Annotated in this window: 11 protein-coding genes and 2 pseudogenes; 11 read left to right on the top strand and 2 right to left on the bottom strand. The window is 73.7% G+C overall.

Going from position 1 to position 17,849, the window contains the following annotated elements:
- Positions 1–337 precede the first annotated feature (337 nt).
- Complete coding sequence (locus ACZ6SQ_RS07535; RefSeq protein WP_469557650.1) at positions 338–5,470, bottom strand: type I polyketide synthase; 5,133 nt, start codon at positions 5,468–5,470, stop codon at positions 338–340.
- 77 nt (positions 5,471–5,547) lie between these two features.
- Positions 5,548–6,858, bottom strand: a complete 1,311-nt coding sequence (locus tag ACZ6SQ_RS07530; protein WP_469557648.1) for a phenylacetate--CoA ligase family protein — start codon at positions 6,856–6,858, stop codon at positions 5,548–5,550.
- Positions 6,859–7,147: 289 nt separating this feature from the next.
- On the opposite strand from ACZ6SQ_RS07530, the gene ACZ6SQ_RS07525 reads away from it, so the two are divergent.
- The 11 genes and pseudogenes from ACZ6SQ_RS07525 to ACZ6SQ_RS07475 all read left to right on the top strand — a co-directional run.
- On the top strand, positions 7,148–8,185 hold the full coding sequence (locus ACZ6SQ_RS07525; RefSeq protein ID WP_469557646.1) for a ketoacyl-ACP synthase III family protein: 1,038 nt from the start codon (positions 7,148–7,150) through the stop codon (positions 8,183–8,185).
- A gap of 9 nt (positions 8,186–8,194) precedes the next feature.
- Complete coding sequence (locus ACZ6SQ_RS07520) at positions 8,195–9,817, top strand: (2,3-dihydroxybenzoyl)adenylate synthase (RefSeq protein WP_469557644.1); 1,623 nt, start codon at positions 8,195–8,197, stop codon at positions 9,815–9,817.
- A 10-nt stretch (positions 9,818–9,827) separates the two neighbouring features.
- Entirely contained in the window at positions 9,828–10,091 is a 264-nt protein-coding gene (locus ACZ6SQ_RS07515) for a phosphopantetheine-binding protein (RefSeq protein WP_469557850.1), read from the top strand.
- A complete protein-coding gene (locus tag ACZ6SQ_RS07510; RefSeq protein WP_469557642.1) occupies positions 10,088–11,572 on the top strand; it encodes an amidohydrolase family protein in 1,485 nt (494 codons plus the stop codon). Before ACZ6SQ_RS07515 ends, ACZ6SQ_RS07510 begins: the two co-directional genes overlap by 4 nt.
- Positions 11,569–12,327, top strand: coding sequence for a 2,3-dihydro-2,3-dihydroxybenzoate dehydrogenase (locus ACZ6SQ_RS07505; RefSeq protein WP_469557640.1), 759 nt, complete (start codon positions 11,569–11,571; stop codon positions 12,325–12,327). Before ACZ6SQ_RS07510 ends, ACZ6SQ_RS07505 begins: the two co-directional genes overlap by 4 nt.
- 151 nt (positions 12,328–12,478) lie before the next feature.
- Entirely contained in the window at positions 12,479–13,144 is a 666-nt protein-coding gene (locus ACZ6SQ_RS07500) for an isochorismatase family protein (protein ID WP_469557638.1), read from the top strand.
- The gene (locus tag ACZ6SQ_RS07495) at positions 13,144–15,036 is read left to right on the top strand and encodes an anthranilate synthase family protein (RefSeq protein WP_469557636.1); all 1,893 of its coding nucleotides are present in this window, start codon (positions 13,144–13,146) and stop codon (positions 15,034–15,036) included. The genes ACZ6SQ_RS07500 and ACZ6SQ_RS07495 overlap by 1 nt, the downstream gene beginning before the upstream one ends.
- Complete coding sequence (locus tag ACZ6SQ_RS07490) at positions 15,033–16,379, top strand: 3-deoxy-7-phosphoheptulonate synthase class II (protein ID WP_469557634.1); 1,347 nt, start codon at positions 15,033–15,035, stop codon at positions 16,377–16,379. Before ACZ6SQ_RS07495 ends, ACZ6SQ_RS07490 begins: the two co-directional genes overlap by 4 nt.
- A gap of 83 nt (positions 16,380–16,462) precedes the next feature.
- On the top strand, positions 16,463–17,101 hold the full coding sequence (locus ACZ6SQ_RS07485) for a 4'-phosphopantetheinyl transferase family protein (RefSeq protein WP_469557848.1): 639 nt from the start codon (positions 16,463–16,465) through the stop codon (positions 17,099–17,101).
- Positions 17,102–17,261: 160 nt separating this feature from the next.
- Positions 17,262–17,465: pseudogene (locus ACZ6SQ_RS07480) on the top strand (GNAT family N-acetyltransferase); the annotation flags it as partial.
- 162 nt (positions 17,466–17,627) lie between these two features.
- Positions 17,628–17,756: pseudogene (locus ACZ6SQ_RS07475) on the top strand (GNAT family N-acetyltransferase); the annotation flags it as partial.
- Positions 17,757–17,849: the final 93 nt, after the last annotated feature.

Raw genomic sequence — 17,849 nt, 5'->3', positions numbered from 1 at the left:
TCGCGAGGGAGGTGTTTTTTTTTTTCTTTTGTAGTGGGGGTTCTTCGTTTTATGGACCAGGGGCGATTTGAGAGGCAAACAGCGAAAGGGACGCGCCCCCCCCCCCCCCCTCCCCCCCCCCCTCGCCTGCTCCGTTGTGCGGATGTCACTCTCGGCCGCCGTGCCGCCGCGCTCGTTCCGGCTGCGGCAGGCGGCGCGGCGTCGGCGGTCCGCCGCGGATCCGGCCCTCGTCGTCCAGCGCGATCGAGGCCACACCGATGTCTCGGCCGCCGTCCTCGCCCCGACCGGCCGCACCCGGTCGTCGCCGGCGAGGACGGCGGCAGCCCGGTGGCGCCGGTCAGTGCGCCATGTCCTGCTCCTGCTCGCCCGCGTGCGCGGCGGTGAGCAGGTCCCCGAGGTGGCCGGCGATCGCGCCGACGGTGGGGTGGTTCCACAGCAGCGTGGCCGGCAGGGCGACCCCCAGGTCACGCTCCAGCGCGACCCGGATCGCCGCGGCGAGCAGCGAGTCGACGCCCGCCTCCGTCAGCGGCCGGTGCACCGAGACCGCGTCCGGCTGCGCGCCCAGCACGTTCGCCACCCGGCGCCGCACCTCGTCGAGCAGATACGCCGACAGCTCCTCGCCGTCCAGCTCCATCCAGTCCGGCACCTCGGCGGGCTGCGCCGAGTCGTCCCGGGCCAGTTCGGAGAGCAGCGCGGGCCGCGGACCGGTGTGCCCGCGCAGCAGCCCCAGCACCGCCACCACCGCGCCGGCCGGCGCCGCGGCCGTCTGGTCGAAGGCCCGCAGCGCCTGGTCCGGGGCGATGTCGCAGGTGCCGCGCGCGGAGAGCTCCATGTCCGTGGCCTGGGCGGCCGTGGCCATGCCCATGCCCCGCCAGCTCGTCCACGCCAGGGCCACCGACTCGGTCGCCCCCGCCGCCCTGCGGTGCGCGGCCAGCGCGTCCAGGTAGGCGTTGGCGGCGGCGTACGCGCCCTGGCCGGGCAGGCCCAGCAGCGGGCCGGCCGACGAGAACAGCACGAAGAAGTCCGTCGAGCCGGGCGGGAACAGCTCGTGCAGGACCAGCGCGCCGTCGACCTTGGGCCGCATGACCGCGCGGACCGCGTCCTCCTCCAGCTGGTGCAGCAGCGCGCTGTGCACCGTACCGGCGGCGTGCACCACACCCCGTACCGGCGGCAGGTCGAGCGCGTCCAGGGCGGCCTTCACGGCGGCCGCGTCGGTGATGTCGGCCGCGACCGTCCGCACGGTCACCCCCGCCGCCTCCAGCCGGCGCAGCGCGTCGACCCGCGGGTCGCCCTGCGCCCACTCGGCGCGCGGCGGGACCGGCGTACGGCCCAGCAGCACGATCCGGCGCGCACCCCGCGCGGCGAGATGGCCGGCCAGCTCCAGACCGAGCACACCGAGACCGCCGGTGACCAGGTACGTGCCGTCCGGGCGGCAGGCGAACTGCGCCCCGTCCGCGGCCGGTTCGGCGGGCAGCAGGCGCACGGTGTGCACCTCGCCGTCCACCACCGACAGCACCGGCTCGGCGGGCCGCAGATGCAGCAGCGCGAACAGCGGCTCGACGGGAAGCTGCGACCAGGGACGGGCCGGCAGATCGACGACACCGCCCCAGAAGTCGGGGTGCTCGCTGGCCGCGACCCGGCCCAGACCCCACAGCGGGGACCCGGCGAGCGAGGAGGCGTCCGCGCACTCGCGCACCCCGCGCGTCAGGCACCACACCACCGGCTTGCGGCCGGGCAGCGCGGCGATCTCCGCCATCAGGCGCACGAACTCCGTCGCCACCTCGGCCGGTTCGGCGCTGTCGGGGGCGTAGAGGACCTGGTCGGCCTCCTCCAGACGGCGGCGCGAGACGCTCACCGTCACCCCGCGCGCGGCGGCCTCCGGCACCAGCGCGCACGCCAGCTCCGTCGGGCCCAGCACCAGCAGCGTGCCACCGGGCCGGTTCGAGTGCGCGGTGGTGTCCAGCGGGAAGGGCTGCCAGGCCGGTTCGAAGCGCTCGGCGCCGGTGCGCTGCTCGTCGGACAGGTCGCCGTCGAGCTCGCCGTAGCGCAGCCCGCGCAGCGTCACCACCGACTCCTCGCCGTCCGCCTCGCCGCGTACGTCCACATGCACGGTGAGCGGCTGGTCGGGGTCGAGCCGTACGTCGATGACGGCGGTGCGCGGCGCCGGGCCGCGGCGGGTGACCCGGTCGATGTACGCGGGCATCCGCAGCACGGCCGGGCCGGAGAAGATCACCGAGGCCATGGACAGCGCCGCGTCGAGCACCGCCGCCCAGGTGGCGTCCCGGTCGGCGCGCACCGACGCGGTCAGCGTGCCGTCGCCGCTGTACAGCTCCTCGATCGTCCACGGGTAGCCCATGTCGGCCACACCGAGCTGCGCGAGCCGGTCCACCACGTGGTCGGGGTCGAGCACGTCGGAGGCGCCGGTCGGGCCGAGCGGTTCGGCCGACGCGGCCGAGCGGTCCCCGAGGGTGGCCGTGGTGTGGGTGAGCCAGGCGTTGTCGGGCGAGCCCAGCGCGCGCGAGACGAGCCGCAGTCCGCTCTCGTCGGACACGATCTGCACCTGCCGGGTGTCCTCCTGCGGCACCACCACCGGCTGGCGCAGATGGACGTCCGTCAGGGTGTCGGTGCGGCCCGCGGTGAAGAAGGTGTTCAGCAGCACGGTCGCCGGCACGATCTCCGTGCCCAGCACCGGGTGCCGGCGCGGGTACGGGCGGGTGCGCAGGTCGAGCGTGGTCTGCCAGACCCGTACGTGCGAGCCGTGCACGGCCGCCTCGGTGCCGAGCAGCGTGTCCTGCGGCGAGGGAGCGTCGAACCGGCCGTCCACCCAGTGCCGTTCGTGCCGCCACGCCGTGGTGGGCAGGTCGGCGAGCGCGCCGCCGGACTGGAGCACGGCCCAGTCCACGGGCACGCCGTGGCAGTGCAGCCGGGCCAGCGAGGTCAGCAGCGTCAGCCGCTCCGGCTTGTTGCGGCGCAGCGACGGCACGACCAGCGCGTCGCCCGCGCCGCCGAGGGTCTCGGTGATCGAGTGGCTGACCACAGGGTGCGCGGACACCTCGAGGAACAGGCGGTGCCCGTCCTCGACGGCCGCCCGCACCGCCTGGTGGAACCGGACGGCGTTGCGCAGGTTCCCGGCCCAGTAGCGGGCGTCCTGCGGCAGTCCGGCGCGCGGGTCGTCCACCGCCGTCTGGTACAGCGGCACACTCGGGGTGCGCGGCTCCAGATCGGCGACCGCGGCGGCCAGTTCACCGCTGATCAGGTCCATCTGCGGGCTGTGGAAGGCCACGTCGGAGTCGATGCGGCGGACGGTCCAGCCGAGCTCCGTCCACTGTTCGGCGGCCTCGTCCACCGCCGGGATGTCACCGGCGACCACGGTCGAGGCGGGGGCGGCGGCGATCGCCGCGCACAGCGCGTCCGTCGCGCCGATGCGCTCCCGGACCTCCTCGAACGGCCGGTCCACCATGATCATGGCGCCCTGGCCGGCCACCTTGCGCAGCAGGGCCGAGCGGCGGCACACCAGCCGCGCCCCGTCCTCCTCGGTGAGCGACCCGGCGGTGACCGCCGCGGCGATCTCACCGACCGAGTGACCGATGATCGCGGCGGGCTCCACGCCGTGGCGGCGCCACACGGCGGCCAGACCGATCTGCACGGCGAACAGCATCGACTGGATGATGTCCACCGAGCCGAGGTCACCGCCGGTGAGCACCTCGCGGGGCGTGACGCCCAGCTCCTCCGCGAAGACGGGCCCGAGCCGGTCGATCGCGGCGGCGAACACCGGCTCCCGCTCCAGCAGTTCACGGCCCATGCCGGACCACTGGGCGCCGTGCCCGGAGAACACCCAGACCGGCCGCTCCGGGCGCCCCGGGAACTCCCCGGTGACGACCCGCTCGTGCGCCTCGCCGTCGGCCAGCGCGGTCACCGCGGCGGCCAGTTCCGTCTCGTCCGAGGCCAGGACCACGGCACGCGCGCCCAACTGGGCCCGGCGGTGGGCGAGGGTGTGGCCGAGGTCGGCCAGGGAGTGCGCGCCGAGGGAGTCCCTCAGCCGTGCGGCCTGTGCGGCGAGGCCCGGGGCGGTCGCCGAGGAGACGGGGAAGAGCAGGGGGCCTTCGGCCGACGCGGCGGGGGCCTCCTGCGTCCCGTCCGCCACGGCTCCGGCGTCGGGCGCCTGCTCCAGCACGACGTGCGCGATCGTGCCGCCGTAGCCGTAGCTCGCCACACCCGCGCGCCGCGGGCGCCCGGTCTCGGGCCACGGCGTCGGCTCGGTCACGACACTCAGCCCCGAGGTCTCCCACGGGATGTCCCGGCGCGGCCCCTCCACAGTCACGGTGGGCGGTATCAGACCGTGGTACATCGCGAGCGCGGTCTTCACCAGGCCCGCGACTCCCGCCGCCGCCTCGCAGTGGCCGATGTTGGTCTTCACCGAGCCGATCAGACAGGGCTGTCCGGCGCGGCGTCCGGCGCCCACCACCTCGGCCAGCGCCGACGCCTCGATCGGGTCGCCCACCCGGGTGCCGGTGCCGTGCGCCTCGACGTAGTCCACCTCGGCCGGGTCCACGCCCGCCGCGGCGTACGCCTTGCGCAGCAGATGCGCCTGAGCGGCGGGGCTCGGCGCCATGATGCCGTCGGTGCGGCCGTCCTGGTGCACCGCGCTGCCGCGGATCACCGTGATGACACGGTCGCCGTCGCGACGGGCGTCGGACAGCGTCTTGAGGACGACTACCGCGCAGCCCTCTCCGCGGCCGTAGCCGTCGGCCGCCGAGTCGAAGGCCTTGGAGCGGCCGTCGGGCGAGATGGCGCCCGCGTGGTCCAGGACCGTGGTCAGACCCGGGCCCGCCATCAGCATCACACCGCCCGCGAGGGCCACCGGCGTCTCCCCGGCGCGCAGCGCCGCGCACGCCTGGTGGATCGCCACCAGCGAGGACGAGCAGGCGGTGTCGACCGCGACGGACGGGCCGCGCAGGTCGAAGGTGTAGGAGATGCGGTTGGGCACCCCGCACAGCGAGGAGCCGATGCCGGTCCACGCCTCGACGCCCGGCAGGTCCTCCAGCAGGCGCCGGCCGTAGTCGTCGGTGCCCACGCCGATGAACACACCGGCGTCGCTGCCGGCCAGCGCGGGGGCGGGGATGCCCGCGTGCTCCAGGGCCTCCCAGGCCACCTCCAGCGCGAGCCGCTGCTGCGGGTCCAGCTGGCGGGCCTCGGTGGCGGAGATGCCGAAGAAGGAGGCGTCGAACCCGGCGATGTCCTCGAGGAAGGAGCCGTGGTCGGTGACCCGGGAGAGCACCGCGGCGTTCTCCCGGGACTGCGCGCGCTGCGGCGCCCAGCGCTCCTCGGGGATCGGGCCCGACACGTTCACCGCGTCGAGCAGCAGCCGCCACAGGGCGTCGGGGGAGTCGGCACCGGGCAGACGGCAGCCGATGCCGACCACCGCGATCGGCTCGGCGGCGTTCGACGGCTGGGGGTTGAGGTCGTTCATGGCGTCACCGCTCACGGGTCGGCGTCGGCCGCTGTCGGCGACGCGGGGAAGGCAGGGGGCGCGGGAGAGGAGGGCGCTCAGGCATACATGACCGCCTTGTCCCAGTCCTCGCCCTCGGCGAAGAGATAGCGGGCCTTGAGGATGTCGCGCTGCGCGGTCAGGGCGGAGGCGGGCACCAGCGTGCCCAGTGGCAGGGCGGTGATGCGGTGCGGCACACCCAGTTCGCGGTCGACGGCCGCGCCCAGCTCCTTGGCCGCACGCTCACGCACCGCGTCGGGGGCCTCGAACTCCAGGACCACGGCGTCCCGTTCGGCCCTCGCCCGCCAGAACAGCACCTCGTACTCGGCCGGCAGGGAGAAGACCAGCTCCTCCAGCTGCTGCTGGGTCACCGAGGAGGAGCCCACCGGATGGGCGGTGCCCGCCCGGCCCAGGACCCGCACGGTGGGCAGCAGCCAGCCGCAGCGGCACGGCGCGTCGGACACCTCGACCTCGTCGGCGAGGTTGTAGCGCAGCAGCGGCATCGCGTCGCGGTACAGCGGCGTGACGACGATCTGGCCGCGTCCGGTCGGGGACAGCCTGCCGGTGGCCGGGTCGTACACCTCGAACACCGCCCGGTCCGCCCACAGATGCAGCGTTCCCTCGGGGCACTGCCCGGCGATCGTGCCGGTTTCCGTGGAGCCGTACTCCTCGACCAGCGGGATGCCGCCCCAGACCTCGCTCAGCCGCCGCCTGCGCACCTCGGTGAGCGGCTCGGCGGCGGTGAAGAAAGCGCGCAGGTGGGGGAAGTCGCGCTCCGGGCGCAGTCCGGCCGCCCGCGCGGCGGCCGCGAGCATGGCGATCTCGGTCGGGTTGCACCAGACCAGCGTCACGTCCAGGGAGCCGAGCACCCGCACCATGCGGGACAGCGGGGTGGCGAGCGAGCGGGCGTCGCCGGGGACGACGGTGGCCCCGCGCAGCCGGCCGGCCGCCTGGGCCAGATGCCCGGTGATGACCAGCCCGTAGGGCGTGCGCACCAGGAAGGTGTCGGACGGGCCGATGCCCACCCACTTGCGGGCGAAGCGTTCGGCGAGGTCGGTCCAGTCGCCGTCGGTGTAGTAGGAGGCGGTCGGCTCACCGGCCGTGCCGCTGGACTCGTGGTAGGTGGCAAGCTCCTTGCGGGGCACGGCCAGCATCCCGAACGGGTACTGGTCGCGCAGGTCCTGCTTGGTCGTGAGCGGGACCTCGGCGAAGTCGTCGGCGGAGCGCGGAACTTCACGGCCCTCGTAGCGGGCTGAGTAGAACGGCGAACGCAGCGCCTGGGCGAGCACCCGCGGCAGCCGGGCCCTCTGAAGCTGTGCGAGTTCGGCGGGACTCGACCAGTCGCCCTGCTCCGGACGCGACGTGGACATGACTGCTCCCCTCGTGGATGCCTGACCGCCGACGGGGACACGGCTCGGCGGGATCGCGGCCAGCACAACATCCGGGGCGCGCGCGGATCGCGAGTAGTGGCTACTTATTCGGGCCGCCACGGGCCTCCTGCGCAGGCCGTGGGCGGGTTCCACCCACGAGCCGGGGCCGGAGGGCGGTCGACCGGATGAGTACCGGCCACTCATGAGCGACGGGCACGCGTGATGTTGTGCTGGCGCCCAGGCATCCCCTGCCGCTTGCACACGGATCGAGCCAGAAGGAGTCGGCGCGATGAGGACTGCGCACCTGTACCTCGCCGGGATCGGCAGCCATCTGCCGCCCCTGTTCCCGGCCGAACAGGCGGTCGCGGAAGGCCTGTACGACGAAGGCGCCCGGGAGGCGTCGGGCATGGTCTCGGCCGCCGTCAGCGAGTCCACCCCCGCGCCGCAGATGGCGATCGAGGCCGCCCGGGCGGCCCTGGCGGACTCCGGGCACGGTCCGGACGACATCGGCGTCCTGCTGCACAGCTACACCCACCACCAGGGCCCCGACGGGTGGTCCGCGGTGCACTACATCCTCAACAACACCGTGGACCGGCCCGTCCCGGCCGTCGAGGTCAAGCAGGGCTGCCTCGGCATGATCGCCTCCCTGGAGATCGCCGCGAGCCGGCTGATCGCCAACCCCACCCATGACGCCGCGCTGATCACCACCGGCGACAACTACTCCACCCCGGGCGTCGAACGCTGGCGCGCCTCGGGCCTGTTCGTGCTCGCCGACGCGGGCTCCTCGGTCGTGCTCTCGCGCCGCTCCGGCTTCGCCGAACTGCTGGCCGTCGGCTCGCTGTCCGACTCCTCCATGGAGATCCTGCACCGGGCCGGCGAGGAGTTGTTCCCGCCCGGCGTCACCCGCGGCCGGGGCCTGAACTTCGCCGAGCGCGCCGAGAAGGTCCGCGAGCAGTGGGCCGAGGGCAAGGCCCCGCCCATCAAGAACTTCGGCGACCGGGTCGCGGAGATCACCGAACGCACCCTGAAGGAGGCCGAGGTGACGTTCGACCAGATCACCAAGGTCTGCCACGTCGGCATGGGCCGCCCCGCGCTGGAGGCGATGTTCCTGCTGCCGCTGGACGTGCCCGAGGAGAAGACGGTCTGGGAGTACACCAGCACCATCGGACACACGGGTGCCGCCGACCTCTTCCTCGGCCTGGAGCACGTCTGGCGCACCGGGCAGGTCGTCCCCGGCGACCACGTCCTGCTGATCGGCGCCAGCACCGGCATGGAGGCCGGCGCGGCCGTCGTACGCATCACCGAGCCCGCACCGGAAGCCGAGTAGGAGCCCGTGATGCTCGACGGATGCACCCCCTGGCCCGAGGACGTCGCCCGGCACTATCGCGACCAGGGCATCTGGACCGGCGAGACACTCGGCGGTGTGCTGCGCGACCTGGCCGCCCGGCACGGTGACCGCACCGCGCTCGTGCACGGTGAGCGCCGCGTCTCCTACACCGAACTCGACCGCTGGGCCGACCGGCTGGCCCACGGCTTCGCCGCCCACGGAGTGAACGCCGACGACCGGATCGTCGTCCAGCTGCCCAACGTGCCGGAGTTCGTGGCCATCGTCCTCGGACTGCTGCGCCTGGGCGCCAAGCCCGTGTTCTCGCTGCCCGCCCACCGCTCCACCGAGATCACCCACCTGGTGGAACTGAGCGGCGCCGTCGCCTACGTCGTGCCCGAGACGCACCGCGGCCACGACCACCGCGAGCAGGCCCGCCAGGTGCGGGCCGGCACCGGCACCCTGAAGTCCCTGTTCGTGCTCGGTGAGAGCACCGAGGGGTTCGTGTCGATCGCCGAGGTGGAGGCGGCTGCCCCCGAGAACCCGGCGCCGCTGCCCGAGCCCGACCCGGCCGACGTGGCGTTCTTCCTGCTCTCCGGCGGCACGACGGCCCTGCCGAAGCTGATCCCGCGCACCCACGACGACTACGTCCACATGTCGCGCCGCGCCGCCGCGGTCTGCGAGTTCACCGAGGACGACGTGTATCTCGCCGTCCTGCCCATCGAGTTCAACTTCGCCTTCGGCTGCCCGGGCGTCGTCGGCATCCTCCATGCGGGCGGCACCGCCGTCCTCGCCGACACCCCGAACCCCTCCGACTGCTTCCCGCTGATCGAGCGGCACGGCGCCACCGCCACCGCGATGGTCCCCTCCATCATGGCGCTCTGGCTCGATGAGGCCTCCTGGACCGACGCCGACCTGTCCTCGCTGCGGCTGGTGCAGGTCGGCGGGGCGCGGATGCTGCGCGAGTTCACCGAGCGGATCGAGCCCACGCTCGGCGCGAGGCTCCAGCAGGTGTTCGGCATGGCCGAGGGACTGCTCACCTTCTCCCGGTCCGACGACCCGGACGAGTCGGTGCTCACCACCCAGGGCAAGCCGGTCTCCGAGGCCGACGAGCTGCGGATCGTCGACGACGAGGGCCACGAGGTGCCGGCCGGCACCGTGGGCGAGCTGATCACCCGCGGCCCCTACACCCTGCGCGGCTACTACCGCGCCCCCGAGCACAACCGCCGCGTCTTCACCGAGGACGGCTTCTACCGCACCGGCGACCTGGCCAGGCTGACCGAGGACGGCGACCTCGTCATCGAGGGCCGGATCAAGGAGGTCATCATCCGCGGCGGCGACAAGATCAACGCCGGGGAGGCCGAGGAACTGCTGCTGCGGCAGCCCGGCATCACCGGCGCCGCCGTCATCGGCGTGCCCGACGAGTTCCTCGGCGAGCGGATCTGCGCGTTCCTCGTGGCCGAGGGCGACGAGATTCCGCTCGCCGACATCAAGCGGGCCGTGCACGCCCAGGGCGTCGCCGAGTACAAGCTGCCCGACGTCGTGCGCTACGTACCCGAACTGCCCCTGACCCCGCTCGGCAAGGTCGACAAGAAGGCGCTGGCCGCCTCGGCCGCGGCCGCAGAGAAAGGCTGACGTGGACACCATGACGCCGCCCACCGAACACGAGCTGCGCGCGATCCTCGCCCCCGTGCTGGGCATCGAGCCGCGCGCCATCGACCCCGACACCAGCCTCGTCGTGCTGGGCATCAGCTCGCTGGAGGTCATGCGCCTGGTCAGCCGCTGGCGCAAGCAGGGCGTCCGGGCCGACTTCGAGGCGCTCATCGGCGAACCGACCCTCAAGGGCTGGCTCGCCCACTTCGCGACCCTCGCCGGACCCGAGGGCCAGGCCGCCGGGGAGGCGCGATGAGCACCCTGCTGATATCCGGCGGCACCGTCTACACCGCCGACGCCCAGGAGTCCGTGCACGCCCGCGGCGCCGTCCTCGTCGTCGACGACCGGATCGTGGCCGTCGGCCCCGCCGCCGAGGTCGAGCGGGCCGTCGCCGCCCTCACCCCGGAGCAGCGCGGCGACCTGCGCACCCTCGACGCGAGCCGCATGATGGTGCTGCCGGGCCTGGTCAACGACCACTGGCACGAGATGTTCGCCATGGGCTTCCCGCTGCGCGGCGCCCTGCGCCCGGTCTCGGACCGCGAGGACCAGGTCGCGTTCCTCGGCGGCGGCGGCAGCATGCACGAGGTCTCCGCCACCTTCGACCGCTTCGACGACCTGATCGCCGGCCTCACCCCGGACGAGGCCCAGGCCATCGCCGAGTACTCGATGTGGACCCAGCTGCGCGGCGGTGTCACCACCCTCGGCGACATGGGCTCCCTCAACCGGCCCGCCTCGATGGTCGCCGCCGCCCGCCGACTCGGTCTGCGCTTCTCCGCCAGCACCTGGGCGAGCGACGCCGTCTGCCCGGCCGACGCCACCGGGTTCCGGCGCACCCGCGACGCCGACACGATCCTCGCCGGTGTCGAGGAACTGCTCGGCCAGGTCGCGAAGGACACCACCGGCCGGCTGCGCTGCCGCCCCAGCATCGCCTACGTCACCAACATGACGGACGAACTCGCCACCGGCATGGCGGACCTGATCGCCCGTCACGACCTGCCGTTCGCCACCCATGTGGGCGCCCTGCGTCACGAGGCCGACGTCCTGCGCGCCTACTACGGCTCCACCGGACTGCGCCGCCTCGCCGAACTCGGCCTGGTCGACGAGCGGCTGACCGCCGCGCACGCCGCGTTCCTCGACGACGACGAGCAGAAGCTGATGCTCGCCGGCCACGCCCACATCAGCCACTCGCCCGCCAAGTACGGCCCCTCCGGCGAGTCCGCGGTCACCGAGACCGGCGTCGTGCCCGCCCTGCGCCGCGCCGGACTGGACGTCTCCCTGTCCACCGACGGCTCCTCGCTGCCCAACGCGGGCATGGCGGAGGCCATGCGCGCCGCCTGGCAGATGTACAACGAGCTGAGCGCCGACCAGACCGAGGTACGGCCCACCGACGCCCTGGCCATGGCCACCCGGCTCGGCGCCAAGGGCCTGCGCTGGGACGACCAGGTCGGCAGCCTGGAGCCGGGCAAGCAGGCCGACCTGGTGCTGATCCCCACCGACGACTACCGCTATCTGCTCAACTCCCGCCCGCTGGAGAGCTTCCTGTGGCTCGGCGGGTCCGCGGACGTCGACACCGTCATCGTCGGCGGCCGCACCCTGATCTCCGGCGGCAAGGGCGTCGAGGCCGACGAGAACGGGCTGCGCGAGCGCTACCTCGAGGCCCTGCGCGGCTTCACCACCCGCGTCCTGCGCGTCCCCGACGAGGTCGTCGGACGTGTCCTCGGGCAGGTGTCGCGATGACCGCCCTGGTCACCGGCGCGGCCGGCGGCATAGGCACCGAGATCGCCCGTGCCATCGCCGCCTCCGGTGCCCCGGTCGCCCTGCTCGACCGTGACGCCGACGCCCTCGGTGAACTCGCCGAGTCCCTGGAGGCCGACGGCCGGCGCGTGCTGCCGGTCCCCGTCGACGTCACCGACAGCGCCCAGGTCGACGCCGCCGTCGCCAAGGCCGAGGCCGAACTCGGGCCCGTGGAGCATCTGGTGAACGCCGCCGGAGTGCTGCGCAGCGGCCCCGCCGGGGACCTCAGCGACGAGGACTGGAACACCACCTTCGCCGTCAACGCCACCGGTGTCTTCCACACCAGCCGTGCCGTGGCCCGGCTGATGGTGCCGCGCGGGCGGGGCGCCATCGTCACCGTCGCCTCCAACGCGTCCGCCACCCCGCGGATGTCGATGGCCGCCTACTCGGCGTCCAAGGCGGCCTCCGCCATGTTCACCAAGTGTCTCGGCCTGGAACTGGCCGCCCACGGCATCCGCTGCAACGTGGTCGCCCCCGGCTCCACCCGGACCCCCATGCTGACCGCTCTCCAGGGCGACGCGGCCGAGCGGGCCTCCATCGACGGGGTGCCCCGGGACTACCGGGTGGGCATTCCCCTCGGCCGTATCGCCGAGCCAGGGCACATCGCCGACGCCGTCCTGTTCCTGCTCTCCGAGCGCGCCGCCCACATCACGATGCACGAGCTGACCGTCGACGGCGGAGCGGCCCTGGGCGTCTGACCGGCGGCCAGGACCCGGGTTCCACCACCGGGCCTTCGGCACCCGGACCCCGACCGGGGCCGCCCTCGGACCTCTCGGACCCTGACCCGACCAGGCCCGGGAGCGGCCCCTCCCGCCTCCGCCGCCCGTCCCCACCCGGAAAGGACCCCACGTGGCGATCGCGCCGATCGACCCGTACCCGATGCCGTCCGCGGCCGAGCTCCCGGTGAACACCGTCTCCTGGTCCGTCGACCCGCAACGGGCCGTGCTGCTGGTGCACGACATGCAGCACTACTTCCTCGCCCCGTTCGCCGAGCACGCCCGGCCCCGTACCGACCTGATGGACAACGTCATCGCCCTGCGCGAGCGCTGCCGGGCCCTAGGCGTACCCGTCGTCTACACCGCCCAGCCCGGCGGCATGAGCGACGAACAGCGCGGCCTGCTCAAGGACTTCTGGGGAGCCGGGATGTCCGCCGAACCGGCCGACCGCGAGATCCCCGGCCCGATCGCCCCGCGTTTCGGCGACACCGTCCTGACCAAGTGGCGGGCCAGCGCCTTCCACCGCACCGGCCTTCTCGACCTGCTGCACGAGCACGGCCGCGACCAGCTCGTCATCTGCGGGGTCTACGCGCATGTCGGCATCCTGCTCACCGCATGCGACGCGTTCGCCCACGACATCCAGCCGTTCGTGGTCGCCGACGCCGTCGCCGACTTCAGCCCCGAGTACCACCACATGGCCCTGGAGTACGCCGCGACCCGGTGCGCCGTCACCCAGCCCACCGCCACCGTCCTGCGGTCGCTGACCGCGGCGGCGTTCGCCGGCGCCGGAGGCGCGTGATGAACACGCTGGAGGAACTGGTGCGCACCGGGGGCCCGTTCGCCCTGCTGCACCGTCCCGAACGCGGCACCCCCGGCCATGTCGACCTGCTGACGGGCGAGTTCACCGAGGTCGCCACCACGCAGGAGCTGCCGGTGCCCGACTTCGGCGACCCCGACACCCACGAGGTCCTCGCCGTCCTGCCGTACCGCGTGGTCGGCGAGCGCGGCTACGAGCACCACGGCGACGACGACGCCAAGGAGCCGCTGCTCGCCATGCGCGTGCGCGGCCAGGAACGACTGCCCGTCGCCGAGCTGCTCGACCGCGTCCTCGCCTGGCCCGTCAGCACCGACGAGGGCACCTTCCACCCCGACGACGAGGCGTACGGCGACCTGGTCCGCCGGGTCCTCGCCGAGGAGATCGGCCGCGGCGAGGGCGCCAACTTCGTCCTGAAGCGCAGCTACATCACCGAGATCCACGACTGGTCCGTGCGCACCGCGCTCGCCCTGTGGGGCCGGCTGCTGCGCGGCGAACCGGGCGCCTACTGGACGTTCCTGATCCACACCGGCACCCGTACGTTCATCGGCGCCAGCCCCGAGCGGCATGTCAGCCTCGACGACGGCGTCGCGGCGATGAACCCCATCAGCGGCACCCACCGCTACCCGCCGGGCGGCCCCACCGAGGAGTCGGTGCTGTCCTTCCTCGCCGACGCCAAGGAGACCAACGAGCTCTACATGGTCCTCGACGAGGAACTGAAGATGATGAGCCGCGTGTGCGACACCGTGCACGTGGTCGGGCCGAACCTCAAGGAGATGGCCCATCTCGCCCACACCGAGTACCACGTCGTCGGCACCACCACCCGCGACGTCCGCGACATCCTGCGCGAGACACTGCTCGCGCCGACCGTGACCGGCAGCCCTGTGGAGAGCGCCTGCCGGGTCATCGCCCGCACCGAGCCCACCGGCCGCGGCTACTACTCCGGCGTCGCCGCGCTCATCGGCCGCGACGCGGCCGGCCGCCGCCGCATGGACTCCGCCATCATGATCCGTACGGCGGACATCGACGGCACCGGCCGCATGGACCTCGGCGTCGGCGCCACCCTCGTCCGTGACTCCGACCCCGCCAAGGAGGCCGCGGAGACCGCCGCCAAGGCCGCCGGACTGCTCCGCGCCCTGGACCGCACCGGCACCACCGCCGCGCCCACGGCCGCGCTCGGCGGCCTGCCGCGGGTGCGCGAGGCCCTGGAGCGGCGCAACGCCCCCCTGGCACCCTTCTGGCTCGGCGCCGCACCCGCCCGGCCCGCGTCCGGACAGAAGCTGCTCATCGTCGACGCCGAGGACACCTTCACCTCGATGTGCGCGCTCCAGCTGCGCAGCCTCGGCCACGAGGTGGACGTCCGCCGCTTCGACGAGCCGTACCGCATCACCGGCTACGACCTGGTCCTGCTGGGCCCCGGTCCCGGCGACCCGCGCGAGCGCAGCCACCCGAAGATCGCCCATCTGCGCGCGGTCACCGGCAGCCTGCTCGACCTGCGCATCCCGTTCGTCTCCGTGTGCCTGAGTCATCAGGTGCTCTCCGGGCTGCTCGGCCTGGACCTGCGCCGCCTGCCGTTCCCCAACCAGGGCGTGCGCCGCACCATCGACCTCTTCGGCGCCCCCACGCCCGCGTACTACTACAACACCTTCGCCGCGCACAGCGACACCGGGCTGCTGGACAGCCCGCTGTGCCCCGGCACCGTGGAGGTCGCCCGCGACCCCGCGACCGGCGAGGTGCACGCCCTGCGCGGCCGCGGCTTCGCGTCCGTGCAGTTCCACCCCGAGTCTGTGATGACCCGTCACGGCACGGAGATCCTCGACACCCTGGTCACCGGCGCACTGGCACCGGTGCCGCACGAAGCGGAGCTCTTCGCGTGACCACTGTGGCCGACCTTCCCGACGCCCATCTCGTGCAGAGCTGGCGTGCGCTGCCCGCCCGCCAGCAGCCCCCCTGGCCCGACCGCGCCGCCCTCGGCGCGGCCGTCGCCACCCTGGAGGCCAGTCTGCCGCTCGTCGTACCCCGTGAGTGCGACCGGCTGCGCAGCCGGCTCGCCGAGGTCGCCCGCGGCGAGGCCTTCCTCGTCCAGGGCGGCGACTGCGCCGAGTCCCTGGACGCCGTCAACGCCACCTCCATCTCGCTGACCGCCGGTCTCCTGCAACAGCTCGCGACCGTCCTCGGCTACGCCCTGTCCCGCCCCACGGTCACCGTCGCCCGCATGGCCGGCCAGTACGCCAAGCCGCGCTCCAAGCCCACCGAGGTCCGTGACGGCGTCGAACTCCCCGTCTACCGGGGCGACATGGTCAACGGCCACGCCTTCGACGCCGCCGTCCGCACCCCCGACCCGCACCGGCTGGTCCGCGCCTATCACGCCTCGGCCGCCACCCTGAACCTCGTACGGGCCTACGGCAACAGCGAGTCGGCCGGATACGCCCACGCGCTGGAGGGCGTCCTCGCCTTCGCCGGGTCCGGCCCCGCCGCCGCCCGGTACCGGCCGCTCGCCCGGAGCATCGTGGGAGCGGGCGGCTTCACCGGCTCCGGCGGCTGGCACACCCCCGGCGAACTGTTCATGTCGCACGAGGCGCTGCTCCTCGACTACGAGGCCGCGTTGACGCGCGTCGACCCCGCGACCGGACAACCGTACGCCACCTCCGGCCACCTGCTGTGGATCGGCGAGCGCACCCGCCACCCCGACGAGGCGCACGTCGACTACTGCGCCCGCATCGCCAACCCGCTCGCCGTGAAGGTGGGCCCCTCCGTCTCCGGCGACGAACTGCTGCGCCTCGTCGACCGGCTCTCGCCCGACAACGAGCCCGGCCGCCTCACCCTGGTCTCCCGCATGGGCACCGGCCGTGTCCGCGAGGCGCTGCCCGCCCTGGTGGAACGCGTCGTCAAGGAAGGCCGGTCCGTCGCCTGGGTCTGCGACCCGATGCACGGCAACACCGTCACCGCGCCCACCGGCCACAAGACGCGCCGCTTCACCGACGTCCTCGACGAACTCATGGGCTTCTTCGAGGTGCTGGGCTGCGCCGGGGCCCACCCGGGCGGGGTGCACCTCGAACTCACCGGCGACGACGTCACCGAGTGCGTCGGCGGCGGCATCGGCTTCGAGGACCTCGACAGCCGCTACCTCTCGCTGTGCGACCCCCGGCTCAGCCGCGAGCAGTCCCTGGAACTCGCCTTCCGTCTCGCCGAACGGCTCACCACCGGGAGCGCGTCGTGATCACCGGCGTCCTGACGGGCGCCCCCACGGCGCCCGTCCCGGTGGGCACCGCCACCGTGCCCGGCCCGGTCATCACGACCGGGCTGCTCGCGGGCATCCTGCCCGCCGGGGCGGCCACGGCCGAGACGCGGGCCGGTGAACTCCCCGACAGCGAACTCTTCCCGGAGGAACGGGCGTTGATCACCCGGGCCCTGCCCAAGCGGCGGGCCGAGTTCACCTCCGGCCGCGGCTGCGCGCACCGGGCGCTGGCCGGACTCGGTCTCGCGCCGGTGCCCGTCCTGCGCGGACCCAAGCGCGAGCCGCTGTGGCCCGCCGGGGTCACCGGCAGCCTGACCCACTGCCACGGCTACCGCGCGGCGGCCGTCGCCCGGCAGTCGGACTACGCCTCGATCGGCATCGACGCCGAGGAGGACAAGCCGCTGCCCGAAGGGGTGGTGGACCGGATCGCCCTGCCCGCCGAGCGCGCCCAGCTCACCAGGCCGGGCGGCCCGCACTGGGACACCCTCCTGTTCAGCGCCAAGGAGAGCGTGTACAAGGCATGGTTCCCGCTGACCGGCCGCTGGCTCGGCTTCGAGGACGCCTACCTCACCCTCCACCCCGGCGGCACCTTCGAGGCCCGTCTCCTGGTCGCAGGCCCTGTCCGCGTCTTCCACGGCAACTGGGTGGCCCGTGACGGCCTGCTGATCACCGCGATCGCCCACTCGGCGGCACAGCGCCGCTGACCGCGCGACACCACACCGCACGACGGCCGCGGGCCCCCGGACCACCTCCCCGCGGCCGACCTCCACGGCCACCCGGCCGCCTCCGAGCGGTACGTACGATCGGCGCGTGACGATCACCTACGACTGACGCGGCGAGGTCGACGACCACTCCCTCGACGCCCTGCACACGGAGGGCTTCGGCGGCCCGCCGGGCCGCATCGCCCGGCTCGAGCGGCACAGCCTCGGCTGGGTCTGCGCCCGCGCGGACGGTGCCATGATCGGCTTCGTCAACGTCGTCCGGGACGGGGGAGTCCACGCCTTCCTCCTGGACACCGTCGTCGCGGTACCCCACCGCTCCCGCGGGGTCGGAGCCCGGCTCGTCGCCCTAGGGCCCTTCTGACGAATCTCCGCGGCGTCGCGACGCCCGGCACGTACCCTCGCCGCACGGCGCGGAGCGACAGGTGGCTCCGCCACATGACCCTCCGCACCGCACACCGATCGCACGCACCGAACGCCGCTCCTTCTCCCACGGAGATCCATCAGAAGGGCCCTGGCCGCCGAAGAGGCCCGCGCCGCCGGCTGCCGCTGGCTCCATGTCGACTTCGAGGACCGGCTGCGCCCGTTCTGCTTCGACACCTGCGGCTTCCGCGAGACGGCCGCCGGGCTGATCTCTCTCCAGTCCTCCGCCGGTACTCCGCCCCCGGCCGCGCTTTGGCGGGTGGACGGCTGCGCCCTCGGCGTTTACCCTCCGACTCAACTAGTAAATTTA

This window comes from Streptomyces sp. NPDC048600, from assembly GCF_055587025.1.
Note: the sequence above shows the minus strand (reverse complement) of the source record. Positions and strands in the feature narration are given on the sequence as shown.

Bases quoted from the DNA above. Each gene is read 5' to 3' on its own strand.
- ACZ6SQ_RS07505 (WP_469557640.1), top strand. From the start codon at position 11,569: ATGACCGCCCTGGTCACCGGCGCGGCCGGCGGCATAGGCACCGAGATC.
- ACZ6SQ_RS07515 (WP_469557850.1), top strand. From the start codon at position 9,828: ATGACGCCGCCCACCGAACACGAGCTGCGCGCGATCCTCGCCCCCGTG.
- ACZ6SQ_RS07510 (WP_469557642.1), top strand. From the start codon at position 10,088: ATGAGCACCCTGCTGATATCCGGCGGCACCGTCTACACCGCCGACGCC.
- ACZ6SQ_RS07535 (WP_469557650.1), bottom strand. From the start codon at position 5,470: ATGAACGACCTCAACCCCCAGCCGTCGAACGCCGCCGAGCCGATCGCG.
- ACZ6SQ_RS07525 (WP_469557646.1), top strand. From the start codon at position 7,148: ATGAGGACTGCGCACCTGTACCTCGCCGGGATCGGCAGCCATCTGCCG.
- ACZ6SQ_RS07530 (WP_469557648.1), bottom strand. From the start codon at position 6,858: ATGTCCACGTCGCGTCCGGAGCAGGGCGACTGGTCGAGTCCCGCCGAA.
- ACZ6SQ_RS07495 (WP_469557636.1), top strand. From the start codon at position 13,144: ATGAACACGCTGGAGGAACTGGTGCGCACCGGGGGCCCGTTCGCCCTG.
- ACZ6SQ_RS07520 (WP_469557644.1), top strand. From the start codon at position 8,195: ATGCTCGACGGATGCACCCCCTGGCCCGAGGACGTCGCCCGGCACTAT.